This window comes from Candidatus Eisenbacteria bacterium, from assembly GCA_035577985.1.
In the GTDB taxonomy this organism is placed as follows: domain Bacteria; phylum Desulfobacterota; class Binatia; order DP-6; family DP-6; genus DATJZY01.
Map to the genome: position 1 here is coordinate 1 of DATJZY010000025.1, position 18,529 is coordinate 18,529.

The 18,529-nt window shown below is 70.7% G+C and carries 22 protein-coding genes; 10 read left to right on the forward strand and 12 right to left on the reverse strand.

Annotated features, from left to right (window positions below; all coding sequences use genetic code 11):
* Positions 1-29: 29 nt before the first annotated feature.
* Positions 30-1,397, reverse strand: coding sequence for a cytochrome c3 family protein (locus VMS22_03230; protein ID HXJ33026.1), 1,368 nt, complete (start codon positions 1,395-1,397; stop codon positions 30-32).
* A 31-nt stretch (positions 1,398-1,428) separates the two neighbouring features.
* Complete coding sequence (locus VMS22_03235) at positions 1,429-2,121, reverse strand: DUF3313 domain-containing protein (protein HXJ33027.1); 693 nt, start codon at positions 2,119-2,121, stop codon at positions 1,429-1,431.
* Positions 2,122-2,208: 87 nt separating this feature from the next.
* Between VMS22_03235 and VMS22_03240 the strand changes: the two genes are divergently transcribed.
* Positions 2,209-2,520, forward strand: coding sequence for a hypothetical protein (locus VMS22_03240; GenBank protein HXJ33028.1), 312 nt, complete (start codon positions 2,209-2,211; stop codon positions 2,518-2,520).
* Positions 2,521-2,529: 9 nt separating this feature from the next.
* On the opposite strand, the gene VMS22_03245 is transcribed toward VMS22_03240, so the two are convergent.
* Both VMS22_03245 and VMS22_03250 read right to left on the reverse strand, forming a co-directional pair.
* Positions 2,530-3,093 carry a DUF4136 domain-containing protein gene (locus VMS22_03245; GenBank protein HXJ33029.1) on the reverse strand — a complete coding sequence of 188 codons (564 nt, stop codon included), beginning with the start codon at positions 3,091-3,093 and terminating at the stop codon, positions 2,530-2,532.
* A gap of 39 nt (positions 3,094-3,132) precedes the next feature.
* Positions 3,133-4,203, reverse strand: coding sequence for a ferritin-like domain-containing protein (locus VMS22_03250; GenBank protein ID HXJ33030.1), 1,071 nt, complete (start codon positions 4,201-4,203; stop codon positions 3,133-3,135).
* Between the two features lie 71 nt (positions 4,204-4,274).
* Between VMS22_03250 and VMS22_03255 the strand changes: the two genes are divergently transcribed.
* The 3 genes from VMS22_03255 to VMS22_03265 all read left to right on the forward strand — a co-directional run bounded on the left by VMS22_03255 (position 4,275) and on the right by VMS22_03265 (position 6,292).
* Positions 4,275-5,285, forward strand: a complete 1,011-nt coding sequence (locus tag VMS22_03255) for an AraC family transcriptional regulator ligand-binding domain-containing protein (protein ID HXJ33031.1) — start codon at positions 4,275-4,277, stop codon at positions 5,283-5,285.
* A 213-nt stretch (positions 5,286-5,498) separates the two neighbouring features.
* On the forward strand, positions 5,499-5,807 hold the full coding sequence (locus tag VMS22_03260) for a hypothetical protein (protein ID HXJ33032.1): 309 nt from the start codon (positions 5,499-5,501) through the stop codon (positions 5,805-5,807).
* Positions 5,808-5,809: 2 nt separating this feature from the next.
* Entirely contained in the window at positions 5,810-6,292 is a 483-nt protein-coding gene (locus VMS22_03265) for a hypothetical protein (GenBank protein ID HXJ33033.1), read from the forward strand.
* A gap of 13 nt (positions 6,293-6,305) precedes the next feature.
* Here VMS22_03265 and VMS22_03270 read toward each other — a convergent pair whose 3' ends face one another.
* The 4 genes from VMS22_03270 to arsS all read right to left on the reverse strand — a co-directional run bounded on the left by VMS22_03270 (position 6,306) and on the right by arsS (position 9,262).
* A complete protein-coding gene (locus VMS22_03270; GenBank protein HXJ33034.1) occupies positions 6,306-7,076 on the reverse strand; it encodes a DNA-binding domain-containing protein in 771 nt (256 codons plus the stop codon).
* A complete protein-coding gene (locus VMS22_03275; GenBank protein HXJ33035.1) occupies positions 7,054-7,902 on the reverse strand; it encodes a DUF692 domain-containing protein in 849 nt (282 codons plus the stop codon). Before VMS22_03275 ends, VMS22_03270 begins: the two co-directional genes overlap by 23 nt.
* Positions 7,903-7,951: 49 nt before the next feature.
* Entirely contained in the window at positions 7,952-8,221 is a 270-nt protein-coding gene (locus VMS22_03280; protein HXJ33036.1) for a hypothetical protein, read from the reverse strand.
* Between the two features lie 63 nt (positions 8,222-8,284).
* Positions 8,285-9,262, reverse strand: a complete 978-nt coding sequence (gene arsS / locus VMS22_03285; protein ID HXJ33037.1) for an arsenosugar biosynthesis radical SAM (seleno)protein ArsS — start codon at positions 9,260-9,262, stop codon at positions 8,285-8,287.
* Positions 9,263-9,592: 330 nt separating this feature from the next.
* Between arsS and VMS22_03290 the strand changes: the two genes are divergently transcribed.
* The 6 genes from VMS22_03290 to VMS22_03315 all read left to right on the forward strand — a co-directional run bounded on the left by VMS22_03290 (position 9,593) and on the right by VMS22_03315 (position 15,211).
* Positions 9,593-9,937 (forward strand): hypothetical protein, encoded by a 345-nt coding sequence (locus VMS22_03290; GenBank protein HXJ33038.1) that lies wholly within the window; start codon positions 9,593-9,595, stop codon positions 9,935-9,937.
* An 85-nt stretch (positions 9,938-10,022) separates the two neighbouring features.
* Positions 10,023-10,670 (forward strand): TetR/AcrR family transcriptional regulator, encoded by a 648-nt coding sequence (locus VMS22_03295; protein HXJ33039.1) that lies wholly within the window; start codon positions 10,023-10,025, stop codon positions 10,668-10,670.
* Positions 10,671-11,966 (forward strand): TolC family protein, encoded by a 1,296-nt coding sequence (locus tag VMS22_03300; protein ID HXJ33040.1) that lies wholly within the window; start codon positions 10,671-10,673, stop codon positions 11,964-11,966.
* A complete protein-coding gene (locus tag VMS22_03305) occupies positions 11,963-13,240 on the forward strand; it encodes an efflux RND transporter periplasmic adaptor subunit (GenBank protein HXJ33041.1) in 1,278 nt (425 codons plus the stop codon). Before VMS22_03300 ends, VMS22_03305 begins: the two co-directional genes overlap by 4 nt.
* Before the next feature lie 13 nt (positions 13,241-13,253).
* Entirely contained in the window at positions 13,254-13,982 is a 729-nt protein-coding gene (locus VMS22_03310) for an ABC transporter ATP-binding protein (GenBank protein ID HXJ33042.1), read from the forward strand.
* Positions 13,979-15,211 carry an ABC transporter permease gene (locus tag VMS22_03315; GenBank protein ID HXJ33043.1) on the forward strand — a complete coding sequence of 411 codons (1,233 nt, stop codon included), beginning with the start codon at positions 13,979-13,981 and terminating at the stop codon, positions 15,209-15,211. Before VMS22_03310 ends, VMS22_03315 begins: the two co-directional genes overlap by 4 nt.
* On the opposite strand, the gene VMS22_03320 is transcribed toward VMS22_03315, so the two are convergent.
* Genes VMS22_03320 through VMS22_03335 form a run of 4 tightly spaced genes read right to left on the reverse strand, consistent with a single transcriptional unit; the run spans position 15,189 to position 18,515 of the window.
* Positions 15,189-16,739: a long-chain-fatty-acid--CoA ligase gene (locus VMS22_03320; GenBank protein ID HXJ33044.1), complete on the reverse strand. Its 1,551-nt coding sequence runs from the start codon at positions 16,737-16,739 to the stop codon at positions 15,189-15,191. The two genes, VMS22_03315 and VMS22_03320, sit on opposite strands and share 23 nt — an antisense overlap.
* Positions 16,739-17,059: a hypothetical protein gene (locus tag VMS22_03325; protein HXJ33045.1), complete on the reverse strand. Its 321-nt coding sequence runs from the start codon at positions 17,057-17,059 to the stop codon at positions 16,739-16,741. The genes VMS22_03320 and VMS22_03325 overlap by 1 nt, the downstream gene beginning before the upstream one ends.
* Positions 17,060-17,070: 11 nt before the next feature.
* Entirely contained in the window at positions 17,071-18,015 is a 945-nt protein-coding gene (locus VMS22_03330) for an NAD(P)-dependent oxidoreductase (protein ID HXJ33046.1), read from the reverse strand.
* Positions 18,012-18,515: an SRPBCC family protein gene (locus VMS22_03335; GenBank protein HXJ33047.1), complete on the reverse strand. Its 504-nt coding sequence runs from the start codon at positions 18,513-18,515 to the stop codon at positions 18,012-18,014. The genes VMS22_03330 and VMS22_03335 overlap by 4 nt, the downstream gene beginning before the upstream one ends.
* Positions 18,516-18,529 lie beyond the last annotated feature (14 nt).

Here is an 18,529-nt window from a genome sequence, read left to right on the forward strand (position 1 = left end):
CCATACCACGATTTTATCTGGTCCGCGGCCTATTGCGGCGACTTGTCGGCGTGGCAGCCGTTGCAGGCGTTGGGCGTGCCCAGAGAGACGCTGAGGTCGGGGCGAGGGATCCGGATGCTAGGATCGCGGCGCGGATCGACGACCATATAGGTGCGGGTCGGCATGTGACAGGAGGCGCATTGCGCGCCGGAGTCCGGCGCGTGTCGATGGTGGGCGGCAACGTCGTATTTCTCCGGCGCATGACACTGGAGACAGACCCCATTTCCGGGGGCGCGCAACTTCAAGCTGTGGGGATCGTGGCAATCGCTGCAGGTGACGCCGGCGCGGAACATCGCGCTCTGCAGGAACGAGCCGTACTCGTACACCTCGTCCTCGATCTGACCGTCGGCGAAGTAGAGACCCGTCTCGAGCAGCGCAGGTCGGTACCCGTCGAGGAGCGGCCGCCCGGGGACGGCGGCGTCACCGATTTCGCCGCGTCGCGTGTGGCACGGGGCGCAGGTCTCGACTTCCTCGTGCGAAGTCCGCGCCGGCGTACGGTGCGCGATGCCGCTCGGTCCCTCGAAGACCCACGTCGCGGGCTCCGGGTCGCCCAGCCGGACCCCGAGCGCCGCGCGGATCTCGGCGGGCGACGCTTTCGCGCGCGCCTTTGCCACGTGCGTCGAGGCGGGCCCGTGACAGGCTTCGCAGGACACGTCGAGCTCGGACCAAGTGGTCTCGTAGCGATCGCCGTCGAGCCGGTAGCCCTTGCGGAGATCGGTGGAATGGCAGCGTGCGCAGCGGTCGTTCCAGTTCTGGCTGGGCCGCGTCCAGTGGAGCACGTCGTCGTGCCCGATCGTGTCGTTCGGGTAGAGATGGAACCAGCGCTGTCCGCCCGACGCCGCGGGTCGCGAATCCCATGCGATCGACAGCGCCTGGTAGCGGCCGCCGGGCATCGGGACGAGGTATTGCTGGAGCGGGTCGACGCCGAACGTGTACGCAACGGCGTACTCGCGCATCGCCCCGTCCGGGCCGTCGGTGTAGACGAACGGCTTCCCGCCACGACGGTAGAAGTACGACGTCACGCCGGCGTACGTGAACGACGTGCCGTCGAAGTTGCCGAGCGCCGTCCGATCGTCGGCCACCTGCATGGCGAGATCGTGATGCGACCCCTGCCAGCGCTGCGCCTGGTCGGCGTGGCATTCCGCGCAGACCTGGCGGCCGACGTAGGCCGCGGGCGTGGGAGGCTCGGGCGCCGGCGCTCGGTGCGCGTCGCCCGACGGCTCGTTCGCGCGGCGCGCGACGAGCGCGACGGCCACGATCAGCGCGACCACGGCCACCGCGGCCAGCATGCGCCCGCGGCCGGGCGGCGGGGCCGGCGGTGCCGCGGCCGGACGCGATCGCTTCGTCTTCCTGCTCACGTCGGCCCTGACGGCGTGCCGCCGTGCTCGCTCACGGCGCGGGGGCGCTCGGCTGCCCCTCGCGCACGGCCCGCAGCCGGCCGCACAGCCACGTGGCCCAGTGCTGGAAGTTCTCGTCGACGTCCTCCCACGTCTCGGGATGGTCATGCCGCGACTGATGCGCGAACGAGCGGTTGACGCCTTCGGCGAGCACCTCGCGCGTCACGGAATCGCTGACCTCGCCCTCGATCGCGGCGGCGGCGACGAACGCGCGGGTGGTCGGGGCGAGCGGCCGCTGCGCGGTCCCTTTCGCCGGCTTGCCGCCGACCATCGTGTAGACGTCGAGCACCGGGTCGTCCCCCTTGGCCAGCGTCAGCGCGAGCCGGATGCGCATCGTGCCCGGACCGGGCTGGTCGACCAGCTGGATCTCCTTGCGCAGGCAAGCCTTCACTGCCGCGCTCTGGCCGATCGCGAGACGCTGGAGGTCGGCCTCGGGAATCTCGTCGAGGGACTTCCGCCCGCTGCGCCAGATGGTCACCGGCTCGAACAGCGCCTTGTCGTACTTCTTCCAATCGGCGTTCGGGTTACGATAGCGCAGATCGGCTTCGCCGGGTCCGCCCGGCTGGAGGATCGCATAGTCGTCGAGGAACCCCGACATCTCCGGCGGCGCGCTCTTCGGCGTCGGCTGACGAGCCGGCGCGCACGCAGCCACGACGAGGAGCACGAGCACGAGGGGACGCCGCATCGGTGCGGCTTTAGTCTGCCGTCGGGTCGAAGGGCAAGAGCCGGGTCTGGCGGGCGAGCGAAGATCGCTGGTAGAGTCCGCGCCGGCATGGGAACGACGGCACGACGCACCTTGCTCGCGGTCGCGATCCTGCTCGCTGGTGCCGCGTCGGCGCGCGCCACGCAGTACGACGGCTGGGGCGATACGGGGTGGGGCTACGCGAGCAAGCGCGAGTGCTGCAGCGACGCGATCGCGATCGCCCAGCAGTACAGCGCGCAGGCGTGCGTCACCGCCGGGGGCACGCCGCGGCCACCCATGGGCGCGGGGCAGCGCGGCGTCTGCACGTCGCAGTGGCTGCAAGCCGGGGACGGCAGCATCTCCTACCGCTGCTACGGCGAAGCGTCCGTGTGGTGCCGCTGAGCCGGCGGCTCAGCGCGGCGGGACCGGGTAGCGTTCGAACATCTGCTGCACCGCGGGCTCGATGCGCTTGCCGCGCGCGTCGCTCTCGATGACCGCGGTCGCGGCCGCGCGCCAGGCGACGCGGCGTGAGGCGACGTCGACGATCTCGATCGTGAGCGTGCCCCGCTCGTAGCCCATGAAGGCGTCGCCCATGTCCTTGCCGCCGCCTTCGGCGCGGTAGGAGAGGTAGTCCTTGAACGAGGAGGTCGAATCCTCCTGGAGCTTGATGTTGTAGCGGACGACGAAGTCGGGCTTGCCCACCGTGTCCGGCACGTAGCCGCGCGCGGCGAGCTCGCGGTCGACGGCGCTGCGCACGTACCAGTCGATCAGCTTCTCGCGCTCGCTGTAGCCGCTGCTCTGGTCGATCGGCGGCAGCCACCACCGGTAGGTGCGGTAGCCCGAGACGTTCGCCCACGGGAGCGTTTCGGCGGCGACCTGGATCTTCACGGGCGCCGCGGGGGCGAGCCCGCAGGCGGTGCACGTGACGACGGCGAGCGCGGCGACGAACCGTCGAACCCACCCGTGCACCCCCACGGGACCCCTTGTGCCCGGCTCCGGGGCCGGGATCAACCGTCAGGCCGCCGTCGCCGCGACGCGCGCGATCTCGCGACGGCGATCGAAATCCTCGCCCACCTGCTCGTCGTGCGTCGCGACCGCCTCGAGATCCACGTCGGCGAAGCCGATCACGCCCATGTCGGCGTAGGCCTTCTGGATCCGCGGGCCCCAGAGACCGATCTCCTTCACCGTCGGCACGATGCGGGTGAAGAGGCTCGAGCGGTAGATGCGCAGGAGCTCGGAGCGATCGGTGTACTTGGTGCACTCGTCCACGGGCAGGCCCAGCGTCTCCCACACCTCCTCGCCGAGGAAGCGATCGCGGAGCAGGTAGCAGCCCTCGACCGCGAACTCCTCGCGCTCGTCGCGTTCCTTCTGCGTCAAGTGCGGATAGTAGTCGCGCAGCGCGAGGCGACCGAACGCGACGTGCCGCGCCTCGTCCTGCATGACGTAGGCGTTGACCGACGCCGCGAGCGGGTTCGTCGACTGGTCACGGATGAGGCCGAACGCGGCCAAGGCCACGCCCTCGATCAGCACCTGCATGCCGAGGTACGTGAAGTCCCACCGCGAGTCGGCGAGCGTCTGCTCGATCAGCTTCTGGAGGTGGGGATTGATCGGATAGGCCAGCTCGAACTTCTCGTGCAGGAGGCGCGAATAGGCCTCCACGTGCCGCGCCTCGTCGATCACCTGCGTCGCGGCGTAGAACTTCGCGTCCATGCTCGGAACCTGCTGCACGATCTTGGCCGTGCACACGAGCGCTCCCTGCTCGCCGTGCAGGAACTGCGAGAGCTGCCAGGCCTGGAAGTGCCGGCGCAGGTTCGCCTTCTCCTTGGCCGTCAGCCGATCCCACACGGGCGAGCCGAAGATCGGCACCGTCTCGTCGGGAAGCCCGGAAGGGTTTTCCGGGTCCAGCTCCTGCGACCAGTCGATCCGCTCGTTGGCGTTCCACTGCAGCCGCTTGCCCTTCTCGTACAAGTTGAGGAGCTTCTCGCGGCCGTCCTGGTACTCCCAGCGGAAGCTGGCATCGAATCGCTGCGGCGCGTTCCACTCCGTGCCCTCGGTCGGTCGTGCGTACAGGTTTTGCGTCGTCATGGCGGCATCATTCGCATTGCGCCCCGTCCGGCAGAAGTGTACGGCTCGCCAGGGACTGGTCATTTCACGCCATGCGGAAGTGGGCCGACGCGCTGCCGATGCCGATCGCGTACTTCCAGCTCGCCCTGCGCGAGCTCGGCCCGACGCCGCAAGACCGGTCCACACTGAGCGAGGGCACGGGTGTCTCGCCGGACGAGACGAGTGCCGACATCACCCTCGGGCAGCAGATGCGACTGATCCGCAACCTGAACGCGCTCCGCCCCCCGGGATGGGCCCTCCAGGTGGGCGCGCTCTTCGACGCGTCGACGCACGGGCCGGTCGCATTCGCCTCCATCAGCGCGCCCACGCTGGCCGACAGCCTCGCCGTCATCGCGCGGTACGCGCACGTTCGCGCGCCGTGGTTCCGCTTCGACGTCCGGCGCGATGCGCGGCGCTTCACGCTCCGCGTCGACGAGCGCGTGGAGCTGGCGGACGAAGAGCGTGTCCCGATGCTCGAGATGCTGCTGCTCGCCATCCAGAACCTCGTCGAGCGCGTGTACCGGCTCGACATGCGCCAGGCGTCGTTCGACTTCGCGTACCCGTCTCCGCCGTACGCAGACGAATACGCGGCGTGCTTTCATGGGCCGGTGCGCTTCGACGCCGCGGACACCGCGCTGTCGCTGCCGGCGGGCTGGCTCGGGCTCAAGTCCCCCCTGGCGGACCCGGTGATGTACGAAGCGTCGGTCCGCAAGCTCGACACGCTCGCGCGCGGTCTCGACGCCGACGACTATCTCGTGACGCGGGTCGAGCAGCTCGTCGCATCGAGCCGCGACGCCGGTCCGTCGCTCGAAGCCGCCGCGCGGCGCCTGCACGTGTCCGGCCGGACGCTCGTCCGCCGGCTCCAGCGCGCGGGCACGACGTATCGCGAGCTGGTCGACGCGCAGCGCCGCGAGCGCGCCGAAGCGCTCCTGCGCGAGCCGCATCTCGACATCGCCGAGATCAGCCACGCGCTCGGCTACGGCGATCCGGCCAACTTCGGCCGGGCCTGCCGGCGCTGGTTCGGCGCGGCGCCGAGCGCATATCGCAAGCGCCTGATCGGCTGAGCGCCGGACGCGCCGGCCCGCGCCGTCGTGAGTCGTTTCGACCCGGGTATCCAAACGATACGTGGGCGTCCTTCGCAGGGCGCCGATCCGACGCGCATTTCGGCCGGCACGCGCCGTGCACTCGTCCCCTCGCCAGAGCCGAGCCGGCGAATCCGGAGCGGCGGACGGACCGGGCGCCCGAAGCGCCCCAACAGCGAGGTGGACATGACATCGATGACGAACGTAGCGCTCCTGGCACTCGCGCTCGCCGCGAGTCTCACCGTGACGCCGGCCATGGCCGCCAAGCGTTGCCGCGTCCTGTGTCGCGAGGCCGTCCAGGCGTGCGTCTCCGACGCGCGCGCGCGGATCGTGTGCACGGGCCTGCGCGGCCACGATCGCGCCCAGTGCAAGCGCGACCTCCACGCCGCGATCCGCATCTGCAAGCGCAACAGCGGTCCGATCCTCCAGGCCTGCAAGGCGTCGACGAACCCCGACACCTGCTCGCCGTCCGGCGCGTTCCTCGACGGCGAGCTGGGGAGCTGACGATGGCGCGCACGGCAGCGGCGAGCACCTCCTTCCAATCACATCGGACGGCGATCGGCGCGCCCGTCGATCCCGAGACGGTCGGGAGCTGGATCGAGCACGAGACGCTCCTGCCCCAGCAGTTCATCCGCAACGCTCGCGCCGCCTGCGCAACGCCCGAGCGGCGGCTCATGGCCGCGGTCCTCGGCGACGCGATCGCCGTGTACATGAAGTACGCCGGCTGCCGGGTCGGACGGAACGCGTGGCTGTTCGCGGAGGCGAATCGCTGGTTCCAGAGCCGCGACCGCGAGTGGCCCTTCTCGTTCGAGCGCATCTGCGAGGCGTTCGATTTCGAGCCGAGCGTGATCCGCCGGGTCCTGTTCGACCATGCGGCGAAGGCCGTGCCGAGCGTCCGCGCGAAGGCGCCGCTCGAGCTGCGGCGGGCGCCCGTCGTCCGGCGTGGCTCGGTTCGCCTGCGCGGCCGCGCCGCGATGTCGGCCGACTGAAACCGCGAACGCGTCAGGCGCGACGGCCGGCGATGAGCCCGTCGTCGATCCAGCGCGCGAGTAGCGCCCCCGCCTGCTCCGCCGCGGCCTCCGGACTCGCGTGTGCGGCCACGGCTTCGCAGATCTCCGCGAACGTTCCCCCCGCCGTGAGGACGGCGAGCGCGTCCACTTCGAGCACGTCGATCGCGGCGTGAAAGACGGCGAAGTCCTGCCGCCACACGCGAAGCCGGGTCGGCCGCGCAGCGACGTCCGTGCGCTCCGGCGCCGCCCAGACTTCGTGGGCGGGCCAGTCGCAGCGAAGGATCTCGAGCGCCGCGATCGGGTCGAAGCGGAGATCGCCCCACTCCTGCGGTGCGATCGCGCAGAGATCGGTGGCCCGCATCGCGACGGCGTCGGGCGCGTCGAAGGCGTTCACCCTCGCCAGCTCGAGCCGCGCGAGATCGCCGAGCCACGCGCGCGATCTTGCGAGCTCGTCGCCGGCGAGGAAGGCGGGAAGGTGGCGGCCCAGGTGTCGCACCGACGGATGCTCCGAGGGATGCGCCACGACGTAGCGGCGCGCGAGCGCGTCGAAGTCCTCGCCGAGCGCCTCGTGCGTCTTGGGGTAGTCCTCGCGCAGCACGGAGACGAGGCGCCAGACGTACATGTCCTGGTAGATCCCGATGCGCGCTCCGGGCTCGAGCGACGCCGTCGGCAGCACGGTCGAGACGAGTCCTGCGTCGGGCTCGCCCGTGTGGAGCGAGCGCCAGAACCCGGCCTGGATGTCACGCAGATCGGGCACAGGCATCGACCAGCACCTCGGCCTCGGCGGCGCGGGCGCGCTCGGCTTCGGTGAGAACGTCTTCGAACGGCGGAATGTGGTCGTCCCACTCGACGAGCGTGGAGATGCGACCGAATCGGCGCACGGCGGAGCGATAGAGGTCCCACACCTCGGCGCGCACCGGATGATCGTGCGTGTCGAGCAGGTGGGTGCCGTTGTCCGTGTGGCCGGCGAGATGGATCTGGCCGACCCGCCCGACCGGAATGCCCGCCAGATACTCGTAGGCGTCGAAGCCGTGGTTCACGGCCGACACGTAGATGTTGTTGACGTCGAGCAGGATGCCGCAATCGGCGCGCTCGGCGACCGCCGCGAGGAACTCCCACTCGGGCATGGTCGAGTGCGCGAACGCGACGTAGCTCGACACGTTCTCGACCAGCATCTGCCGCCCGAGCCTCTCCTGGACCACCTGTACGCGCCCCACGACGTGCGCCAGCGCCTCGTCGGTGTACGGCAGCGGCAGGAGATCGTGGGCATAGTGCTTGCCGTAGTTTCCCCAGCAGAGGTGATCGGAGATCCATGCCGGCTGATAGCGCGCGGCGAGCGCACGCAACTCGACGAGATAGGCGTCGTTCAACGGATCGGTCGCGCCGAGCGAGAGCGACACGCCATGCAGCACGATCGGACGCTCGGCGCGCACGCGCTCGAGCACGTGGAGCGGGCGCCCGCCGCGCAGCATGAAGTTCTCGGAGATGACCTCGAACCAATCCGCGCGCCGGCCGTCGTCGAGGATGGCCGGGTAGTGCTGCGGTCGCAGGCCGACGCCGTGACCGAGGTAGGGAACCGAGATCGCCATGACGTCGAACGCGGGCTCCGGACCGCATGGCCCGGAGCCCGCGCCGTGACTAGTGCTTCTCGCCCTCGACGACCTTGCCACCCTTGGTCTTGCAGTCGGCCGCGGAGGCCTTCACGTTGCCCTGGCCCTTGCAACCGTTCTGGCCGGCACAGGAGTGCCCGCCGCCGGCGCACGTGCCCTGTCCCTTGCACGCATTGATGCCCGAGCAGGTCACCTGATCGCCGCCCGCCTTCTCTTCGGCCCGGGCCGTGACGGCGCCCGAGAGGAACAACGCGGCGGCCGCGCTGGCGATGAGAATCCCCGTGGTCTTCTTGGTCATGATTCGTCTCCTCCTCCTGTTGGAGTGTTGGTTGCCCGATTAGACGCCGCGGGCCTCCCGGCGTTACACGATCGCGCCGCCGCAGCCCGAGCCCGCCCCGGCCGTGCAGCCGAAGCAGTGGGACCCCGTGACGATGCGCTCGTCTTCCAACGTACGGACGTCGTCCAGCTCCCAGATGGTCCGGGGGCCCCGGGCGCCGATCGCGAGGTCGAGCATCTGGTTGAAGTCGCAGTCGTAGAGCTTGCCGTCCCATCCGACGCTCACGAGGTGACGGCACATGAGGCCGGGGATGGTGGCGGTGTTGAAGTGGTTCACGAGCAGCCCCATGTATCGATCGTGCTCGCCCGTACGGGCGAGGTCCGCCGCGAAACGGGCGATGGGCATGTTGGTTATGGTGCGGAGCGCGTGGAACTCGATCCCGAAGTGGCGCCGGAGCTCCTCGTGGTAGCGCGCTTCCAGCTCGGCCTGCATGCCGGGCAGGAACGCGCCGACGGGATTGTAGACGAGATCCAGCCGCAGCGGTGATCCGGCGCACCCGTACCCCAGGTCGTTCAGGAGCTGCAGGGCCCGCACGCTGCCGTCGAACACGCCGCGGCCGCGCTGCTTGTCGACGTTGTCCGCCGTGTAGCAGGGCAGCGAGCAGACGAGCTCCACCTGATTCGCCCGATAGAACTCGGGCAGCCACGCCATGCCCTCGACGAACACGACGGTCAGGTTGCAGCGCACGATCACCGTCCGGCCGAGCGCACGTGCCCGTTCGACGAGACGGCGGAAGCCGGGATTCAGCTCGGGCGCGCCGCCGGTGAGATCGAGCGTTTCGAGCCCCGGGTTCGCCGCGAGGACGTCGAGCACGCGGTCGGCTGTGGCACCCGCCATGATCTCCGTGCGCTTGGGTCCAGCGTCGACGTGGCAGTGATGGCAGGCCTGGTTGCAGAGCTTGCCGACGTTCACCTGCAGCGTGCGCGGCACCGCGCGACGGAGCCCGCCGACCCCGTTCACGGCGAGCGCGGCCTCGAAGTCGATCGGGGAGGCAAGGCCCACGGCGCACTCCTTAGCTCGTAGTCGGCGGCCTGGGAACACCGGCCGCGGCTGGGCGCGTGTGACACGCGGGTCAACGAGATGGGTCACGTCTGACCCACTCCGGAGACCCTTCTCCTCGGATTCCCGCCGTGGCCCGAGAGGCCTGCTCCTTGCTTCTCTCGGACCACAGAGCCGAACGTCGTGGCCTCCCCCCACGACGACCTCCATGCTCTCCTCCTGCCCGGTAACAACCGACGGGGGCGGCGATCCCTCCCCGGTCGCCGCCCCCGAACGGGCAGACCCGAAACAGCTCTTCCGGCCTCCCACCGTCCACAGGTAGAGTCGGCGACCATGCTGCGCATCATGGTTGCCGCTCTCGCCGTCCTGGGTTTCGTGGCCGGTGCGCGCGCGGCCTCGCTCGACGCCTTCGCACGCTGCCTGCGCGACCGCGGGGCGACGTTCTACGGCGCGTCGTGGTGCCCGCAGTGCGCCAAGCAGCGCCGGCTGTTCGGCACCTCGGAGCGCTTCCTTCGCTATGTCGAGTGCGCCGACGAGGGTGGCGACCAGACCGCCGCCTGCGGCCGGGCCGGGATCACCGGCTATCCCACCTGGGAGTTCGCCGACGGGACGCGCGTGGCCGGGCGGCTCTCGCTCGAGCAGCTCGGCCAGCGCGCGGGCTGCAAGTTGCCGGATTGACGGGCGGTCAACCGCGGGTGGTCGAAGATCGTTGACCCCACGACGTCCCCGCGGCATTTGAATTACTGACCGGTCCGTATCGTAAATGCGCCCCGTCGCCCCAGCCGTCCGCCACCAGCGCCCTTCGCGCGGGCGTCCCCCCACCCCCGGTCTTCGCGAGGCGATCCTGGCCGCTGCTCAGGGCGTCTTCACGCGGCGCGACTACCACGAGGTGCAGATGGACGGCGTCGCGCGCGCCTGCGGTGTCGGCAAGGGTACCATCTACCGGTACTTCCGCACCAAGCGCGAGCTGTATCTCGCGGTCATGTTCGGCGGCATCGAGCGGCTGCGCGCGGAGCTCGAAGCGGCGGTACGAACCCGGGAGTCGCCGGTCGCGAAGATCGAGCACGTCGTGCGACGCACGCTCGGCTACTTCTGGGACCAGCGGCATTTCTTCGCCCTCATCCATCGCAACGAGCACCGCCCCGACGACGACGCGCGCGACTGGGTCCTGCAGCGCGCGCGCCTCGTCCGGCCGGTGCAGAGTGCGATCGACCAGGCGATCGCCGGCGGGCACGTCCGCCGGATGGATTCGCGGCTGGCGACCGAGATGCTCTTCGGCATGATGCGCGCCGCCAGCCGCTACCGCGGACGCGACGACGACCTCGAAACGCTCGTCGCGACCGTCGTCGACGTCTTCCTGCACGGGACCGGCAAGCGCGGCGCGGCGCGGCCGAGCGCGAGGGTGGCGTAGGTGCCGCTGCGTCGCGCGACGGCACTCATCGCCGTGGGTCTTCTTCTCGCCGGTATCGGTCGCGCCGGTGCCGAGGAGCAAAAGACCCTCGACGAGTGCATCCAGATCGCGCTCGACCAGCAGCCGACGCTGAAGGCGGCCTCGTCCACCGTCGGCGCGGCCCGCGAGCGGGTCTGGCAGAGCGCCGCTGCCTACCTCCCGCAGGTCGCGGCGACCTACACCGCCGACCGCAAGCATCAGAACGCCGGAAGCCTGACCCGCAGCGCCGTCGGAGGACAGTCGAGCACGTTCAACTTCTACAGCACCGGAGTCGGGCTCTCGCAGGTGCTGTTCGACTTCGGACAGAACCTGGCCCTCATCCACCGCTCGCAGTCGCTCGCGACGGCGGCCGACGCCGATGCCCAGACGCAGCGCGACACCGTCGTGTTCGACGTCGAGCAGGCGTACTTCGGGCTCCTCGCCGCCTACCGGCTGCGCGACGTGGCCGACAAGACGGTGAAGCAGAACCAGCAGCACCTGGAGCTGGCGCAGGGCCGGTTCGACGTCGGGCTCGCGCCCAAGTTCGACGTCACCTCTGCGCAGGTGCAGCTCGCCAACGCCGAGCTGGCGCAGGTGACGGCGCGCAACAACGTCGCGCTCGGGCGCGAGACGCTTCGCAACGTCCTCGGTCTCTCGGGCCCGCTCGACTTCGACATCGTCGACACTCTCGATCAACCGGCCGCGCCGATCGACGAGGAGACGGCCCTCGACGAGGCGTACGAGAACCGTCCCGAGCTGCGCAGCATCCGCGCGCAGGAGGAGGCGGCGAAGCAGCAGATCGCGGCGCTGCAGAAGGACTACCTGCCGAAGGTCACGGGCGGCGCGACGTACGGTTGGTCCGGCGGGAACTACCCCCTCACGAACAACTGGGACATCGGCGCCGCAGTCGCCCTCTCGGTCTTCAACGGCGGGCTCACGACGGCGCAGGTCGGCGAGGCGAAGGCCAACCTCCAGACCCTGCAGTTCAACGCAGAGTCGCTGCAGCAGAACGTCACGCTCGAGGTCCGCCAGTCGATGCTCAACGTCCGCCAGGCGGCCGAGAGCATCAAGGTGGCCGACAAGGGCCTCCAGCAGGCGCGGGAGAACCTGGAGCTGGCAGAGGGTCGCTACGCGACCGGCGTCGGGGCGATCATCGAGCTGACCGACGCGCAGACGTCGCTCGTGGGCGCGGAGGCGAGCCGGGTCCAGGCGCTCGCCAACTACCGCGTGGCGGTGGCCGCATTCGACCGCGCGACCGCGCGGCAGAAGACCTCATGAGCACGCCGAAGCCGCGCGTCGTCGACGTTCCCCCACCGGGCGATCCGACGCCGGGCGTCGGCCCGCGCTTCGTGCCCTCTCGCCGGCGCCGCCGCCTCGTCCTCGGCGCAATCCTGCTCGTCGCCGCGTTCCTGGCGCACCGGCTGTGGAGCGCCGGACAAGCGGGCGAGTCCGACGGCTACGTCACCGCGACCGTCGATCGCGGCCCGATCGACCAGACGGTCTCGGCGACGGGCACGGTCAATCCGGTGAAGACCGTCCAGGTGGGGACGTACGTCTCCGGCCCGATCATCGCGATCGACGTCGACTTCAACTCGCCCGTGACGAAGGGGCAGCGCGTCGCCAAGATCGATCCGGCCTCCTTCGCCGTGAAGGTGCGCCAGTCCGAGGCGAACGTCGCGAACGCCGTCGCCAAGGTGCAGAAGGACCGTGCCGACCTGGCGTTGAAGAAGCTGCTCCTCGATCGCAATCGCACGCTCCTGGCGCGCGAGCTGATCGCCCAGAACGACCTCGACACCTCGCAGAGCAACTACGACCAGGCGCTCGCCCAGCTCGCGCTCGACGAGGCCGCCGTGAAGCAGGCGCAGGCGAGCCTCGAAGAAGCCCAGGTGAACCTCGGCTACACCGAGATCCTCTCGCCGGTCGACGGCGTCGTCGTCTCGCGCAACGTCGACGTCGGACAGACCGTGGCCGCGAGCTTCCAGACGCCGACGCTGTTCCTCATCGCCGAGGACCTGACCAAGATGCAGGTCGACACGAACGTGAGCGAGTCGGACGTCGGGCGCACGCAGGTCGGCCAGCCGGCGACGTTCACCGTCGACGCGTACCCGGGCATTCCGTTCCACGGCGTGGTCTCGCAGGTCCGGAACGCACCGATCACCGTGCAGAACGTCGTCACCTACGACGTCGTGCTCGCGGTCGACAACGCGGGCATGGAGCTGAAGCCGGGCATGACCGCCAACGTCTCGATCACGACGGCCCATCGCGACGACGTCCTGCGCGTCCCGACGCGGGCGTTCCGCTTCCGCACCGAGCAGGGCGGCGCACCCGAGCGCAGCAAGCAGGGCAAGACGACCGTCCAGGTCGTCGGCCCGGGCGAGACCCTGCGCCCGGTCGAGATCAAGGCGGGAATCCGCGACGCCCAGTTCGCCGAGGTCCTGGGCGGCGACCTCCACGAGGGCGACGTGGTGGCGATCGGCGTGCGGCGCGAGGAGTCCGCCGCCGCGCCGCCCGCGCAGCCGCCGGGCTTCGCCGGTGCGCGGCGCCGGTTCTAGCCGGTCGCCGGTCATGGCCCCCCTGCTCGAGCTCCGCGACGTCTGGAAGTGCTACCGGCTGGGCGACGTCGAGGTGCAGGCGCTCCGCGGCGTGTCGACCGACGTCGCGGCGGGCGAGTTCGTCGCCATCATGGGCGCGTCGGGCTCCGGCAAGTCCACGTTCATGAACATCGTCGGCTGCCTCGATCAGCCGACCCGTGGCACCTACCGCCTGGGTGGCGCGCGCGTGTCCTCGCTCTCCTCGGACGAGCGCGCCACCATCCGCAACCGCCAGATCGGGTTCGTCTTCCAGAGCTTCAACCTCCTGCCGCGCACGACCGCCCTCGAGAACGTGGAGCTGCCGCTCGTGTACGCCGGCGTACCGTTCGCCGAGCAACACGAGCGGGCCCGTGCCGTGCTCGCGGCAGTGGGTCTCGCGGGACGCGAGCACCACCATCCGAGCCAGCTCTCGGGCGGGCAGCAGCAGCGCGCCGCGATCGCGCGCGCGCTCGTGAACAATCCGACGCTTCTGCTGGCCGACGAGCCGACGGGCAACCTCGACAGCGAGGCGAGCCGCGAGATCATGGAGCTGTTCACCATGCTCCACCGCGACCAGGGCATCACGATCGTGCTCGTGACGCACGAGCCGGACGTGGCCGAGTACGCCGAGCGGCGGCTCACCTTTCGTGACGGCCGCCTCGTCGCGGACACGCGCCGCGAGCAGCGCATGCGCCGGCTCGCCGACGAGGGGGGCGAGGCATGAACGTCCTCTGGATGACGCTCGCGACGGCGCTGCGCGCGCTGCGGCGCAACAAGCTCCGCTCGGCGCTCACCATGCTCGGCATCATCATCGGCGTCGGCGCCGTGATCACGATGGTCAGCATCGGCCGTGGGGCCGACGCGGCCGTTCAGCAGCAGATCCAGAGTCTCGGCAACAACCTGCTCATGGTCGTGCCCGGCGCCACGACCGCCGGCGGCGTGCGCTCGGGGTACGGCGGGGCCTCCACGCTCACCGTCGCCGACGCGACCGCGATCGCGCGGGAGTGTCCCGCCGTCGCGGAGGTCTCGTACATCAAGCGCCAGATCGTGCAGGTCGTCTACGGCAACGAGAACTGGTCGACGTCGGCGCAGGGCGCGACGCCCGCCTACCAGTACGTGCGCGACTGGCCGGTGGCCGTCGGTCGCTTCTTCGACGAGCGCGACGAAGCCGGCGCCAACCCGGTCGCCCTCCTGGGGCAGACGGTCGTCGACAACCTCTTCGGGGCGGGCGAGGACCCGGTGGGCGCCACGATCCGCGTGAAGGGCGTGCCGTTCGAGGTGATCGGGGTGCTCGCGCGCAAAGGGCAGACGAGCTGGGGGCAGGACCAGGACGACGTGGTGCTGATGCCGTTCGCCACCGCCGAGCGGCGCGTCCTCGGAACGCAGATCCTGGGGACCGTCGACATGGTCTTCGTCTCGACCCTGACCGCTGCCGAGGCCCCGGCGGCCGTGAAGCAGATCACCGCGCTGCTCCACGACCGCCATCGCATCCAGCCGAAGCAGGACGACGACTTCACCGTCCGCAACCTCAGCGAGGTCGCCGAGGCGTCCCGGATGGCGAGTCAGGTGATGACGAACCTGCTGCTCAGCGTCGCGTCGATCTCGCTGCTGGTGGGCGGGATCGGGATCATGAACATCATGCTGGTGTCGGTGACCGAGCGCACGCGCGAGATCGGGATCCGCATGGCGGTCGGCGCCAAGACGTGGCACATCCTGGTGCAGTTCCTGGTCGAGGCGATCGTCGTCAGCACGTTCGGCGGCGCGGCGGGCGTGCTCGCCGGGCTCGGCGGAACGAGTCTCGTCGCGCGCCTGGCGGAATGGCCGACGCTCCTCTCGGGTCCCGCCATCGCGATCGCGTTCTCGTTCTCGGCCGCCGTCGGGATCGTGTTCGGGTTCTACCCCGCCCACCGCGCCTCGCGGCTCGATCCGATCACGGCGCTGCGGGCGGAATGAGCTGAAGGACGATCTCGCGCAGCAGCGCCTTGTGCACCTGCTGCGAGGCGGCCGTGCGGGGCAGCTCGGGCAGGAAGAAGACGTGGCGCGGCTTCTTGAAGCCGGCGAGATGCTGCCGCACGTGCGCCACGACGTCGTCCGCCGTGAGCGTCGCCGCGTCGCGCAGCACGATCGCGGCCACGACGGCTTCGCCCCAGTGCGGATCGGGAATGCCCACGACGCTCGCCTCGCGGACGGCGGCGTGGGCGAGCAGCACGCGCTCGATCTCGGCCGGGAAGATGCTTTCGCCGCCGCTGCGGATCACCTCCTTGCGCCGGCCGACGACCGACAGGAACCCCTCCGCGTCGAACACGCCGAGATCGCCGGTGTGCACCCAGCCGTCGCGGATCGTGCGCGCCGTCTCCTCCGCGTTCCGCCAGTAGCCGCGCATCGTGAACTCGCTGCGCACCGCGATCTCGCCGACCTCGCCCTGCCCGACCGTCTCGCCCCGCTCGCCGACCAGCCGCACGTCGACGTCGAGGTACGGGCGACCGACGGTCTCGGGCTTTCGCTGCGTGTCGCACGGTCGGAGCACGCTCACCGGCCCGGCTTCGGTCGACCCGTAGAGGATCGCCATGTCGGAGCACCCGAAACGCTCGCGGATCCGGTGGACCTGGGCCGCGGTCATCGCGGCCGTGCCGCCGCCGAGCAGCCGCAGCGAGCGGAGGTCGAAGCGATCGAAGTCGGGGACGGCGAGGAGCGATCCCCACACCGTCGGGACCGCATAGAGATAGGTCACGCGCTCGCGCTCGATCGTCTCGAGCAGGAGGCGCGGTTCGGCCCTCGGCATGAGGACGATGGTCGCGCCCGTGTGCCAGAAGCCGAGCGGCAGGCTCCAGCCGCCCATGTGGAACATGGGGAACATGCAGAGGCCCACGTCGTCTTCGCGCATCCCGAGCTGGAGATGCGAGGTGGTCACCTGGAGGAAGTAGCTGCGATGCGAGAGCAGCGTGCCCTTCGGCGATCCGGTCGTGCCGCTCGTGTAGAGCATCACGTGTGGGTCGTGCTCGTCGATCGCGACGGCGACGTCGTCGGCCGGCTCGGCGGCGGCGAGCGCGGCGAGCGGCGCCGCGTCCGCGAGCTCCGCCCCGCCGGCGATGGACACGACGCGACGAACGAGCGGGAGACGGCCCGCCGTGCGCAGCCCTCCCACCAGGGCCGCGAACTCCGGCGCCACGAAGAACGTCTCCGCCTCGGCATGGTGCACCACGGTCGCGACCTCGTCGGCGGTGAAGCGCGCGTTCACGGGAACGACGATCGCGCCGAGCTTCAGGACCGCGAAGTAGACGACGGGATATTCGACCCGGTTGGTCGCCATGACGGCGACGCGATCGCCACGCCGGACGCCCAGCCGCGCGAGCGCGCGCGCGAGCTGGTTCGAGCGCGCGTGGAAGGCGCCGTACGTCACGCGGTCGGCGCCGATGATGTAGGCCGTCTTGTCGCCACGGACGGCGGCGTGACGTCGCAGGATGTCGCCCAGCAGCAGCACTACTTGAGCTCGATCAGGATCTCACGGTAGCGGCGCCGTCCGACGTTGATGGCCGTCTCGATGCCGCCGCGCGTGATGTATCGCGTCTTCCCGGGCTCGACCGTCCCCTCGATGTAGTCGCGGTACGCGCCGCCGGTGTCGGCCTCGGGCTGGGCGGCGATGCGATCGCCCTCGATCTGCACGAGGACGTAGTCGACGTCGTGTCGATGCGTGTCCGAGCGCGCGCCCGGTGCGAGGTCGAGCTCCCAGATGCGCACGCGGTCGTTCTCCAGGAGAAGCCGCGTGGCCACGTTCCCCAAGGTGCGTCCGGATTCGCTCATCTGGCTCTCCTCTAGTAGCCCGCCGCGCGGTCGACGACGCCCGTCAGCGGGGCGCCGGTGCGGTACCGACGCAGATTGTCGACGAAGGGTTCGATCAGCAGCTCGGCCGCCTCCGGCATGTTCCACGACACGTGGGGGGAGAGGCGCACGCGCGGGTGCGTGTACATCCAGTGGCCCTCGGGCAGCGGTTCGGGCAGGACGGCGTCGAGCGACGCCATCGCGACGGTGCCGTCCTCGAGGGCCGCTCGCAGCGCATCCTGGTCGACGATCGCGCCGCGCGCCACGTTCACGAGGTGAACGCCGCGCTTCATCGCGGCGAACACGTCCCGATCGAGCGCGCGGCGTGTCGCGGCCGTCGCCGGGGCCGCGACGACGACGTGATCCGCGCCCGAGACCAGCTCGGCGATCGTGCCGACGATTTCGACGCCCGGGAGCGGCGCGGGCGCCGCGCTCCGGCGGCAGGCGCGGACCCGCATGCCGAACGGCAGCGCGCGCTCGGCGACGGCGGTGCCGATGCCGCCGAGACCCACGAGGCCGAGCGTCTTCCCGTTGAGCGTGCCGAGCCGCTGCCGGCTCCAGCCGCCCTCGGGCACGGCGTGGATCCACGCGTCGGGAAGCCGCTTCTCGAAGGCGAGCATCACCGCCAGCACCCATTCCGCGATCGGGATCGCGCTCCCGCCGCGCGAGCAGGTGAGCGTCTGATCGGCCAGGAGCTCCATCGGGAACGCATCGACGCCGGTGCCGAGCGCGTGCACCCAGCGCACGCCGCGCGCGAGCACCTGGGCGAGGTTCGGGGCGCCCCACGCCATCGTCAGCAGGACCTCGCCGGCGACCGCCGGCGGCAGATCGCCCTCGGACGGGATCGACACCACCTCCACGTCGGGGACGGCTTCGGCGATGCGTCGTGCCAGCGTGTCGCGGACCTGCACCAGCACCCTCGGCGCGACGCGTGTCATCGCGCGGCGACCGACGGCGCCGCAGGCGGCGCGACGTGCAGGTGGGTTTCCAGATTGCGCGCCGCGCGCTCGAGCAGGCGCGCGATCGTGCGTCCGGCGAGCGGCGCGCCGAGACGCGCGATGAGACGGGGCTCCATCGCCACCGTCCAGCGAACGCGCGTGCCCCCGTCCGCAGCGTCGGCGAGCTCGAACGACTCGACCTGGGCCTTCGCCAGTGGAACCGAGGCGCGGAGCACCGTCCACGCCCATCGCGTGCCCTCGTCCCAGGCGATCATCTCCTCCACCCAGCGCGTACCGGAGACGAGGGCCTCCCGGATCGTCCCGACGCCATAAGGCGGCGGGCTCGTGTACGACGCCGCGCGCACGCCAGGAAACCACGCGGGCCACCCGCGCGGCTCCGTGAAGGCACCGAAGACGGACGCGCGGGGCGCCGCGAGCGAGGCCTCGGCCACGTGCACGATCGGCGCGCGGGCGACGAATCCCAGGTCCTCTCTGCGCATCTCGAACCACATCG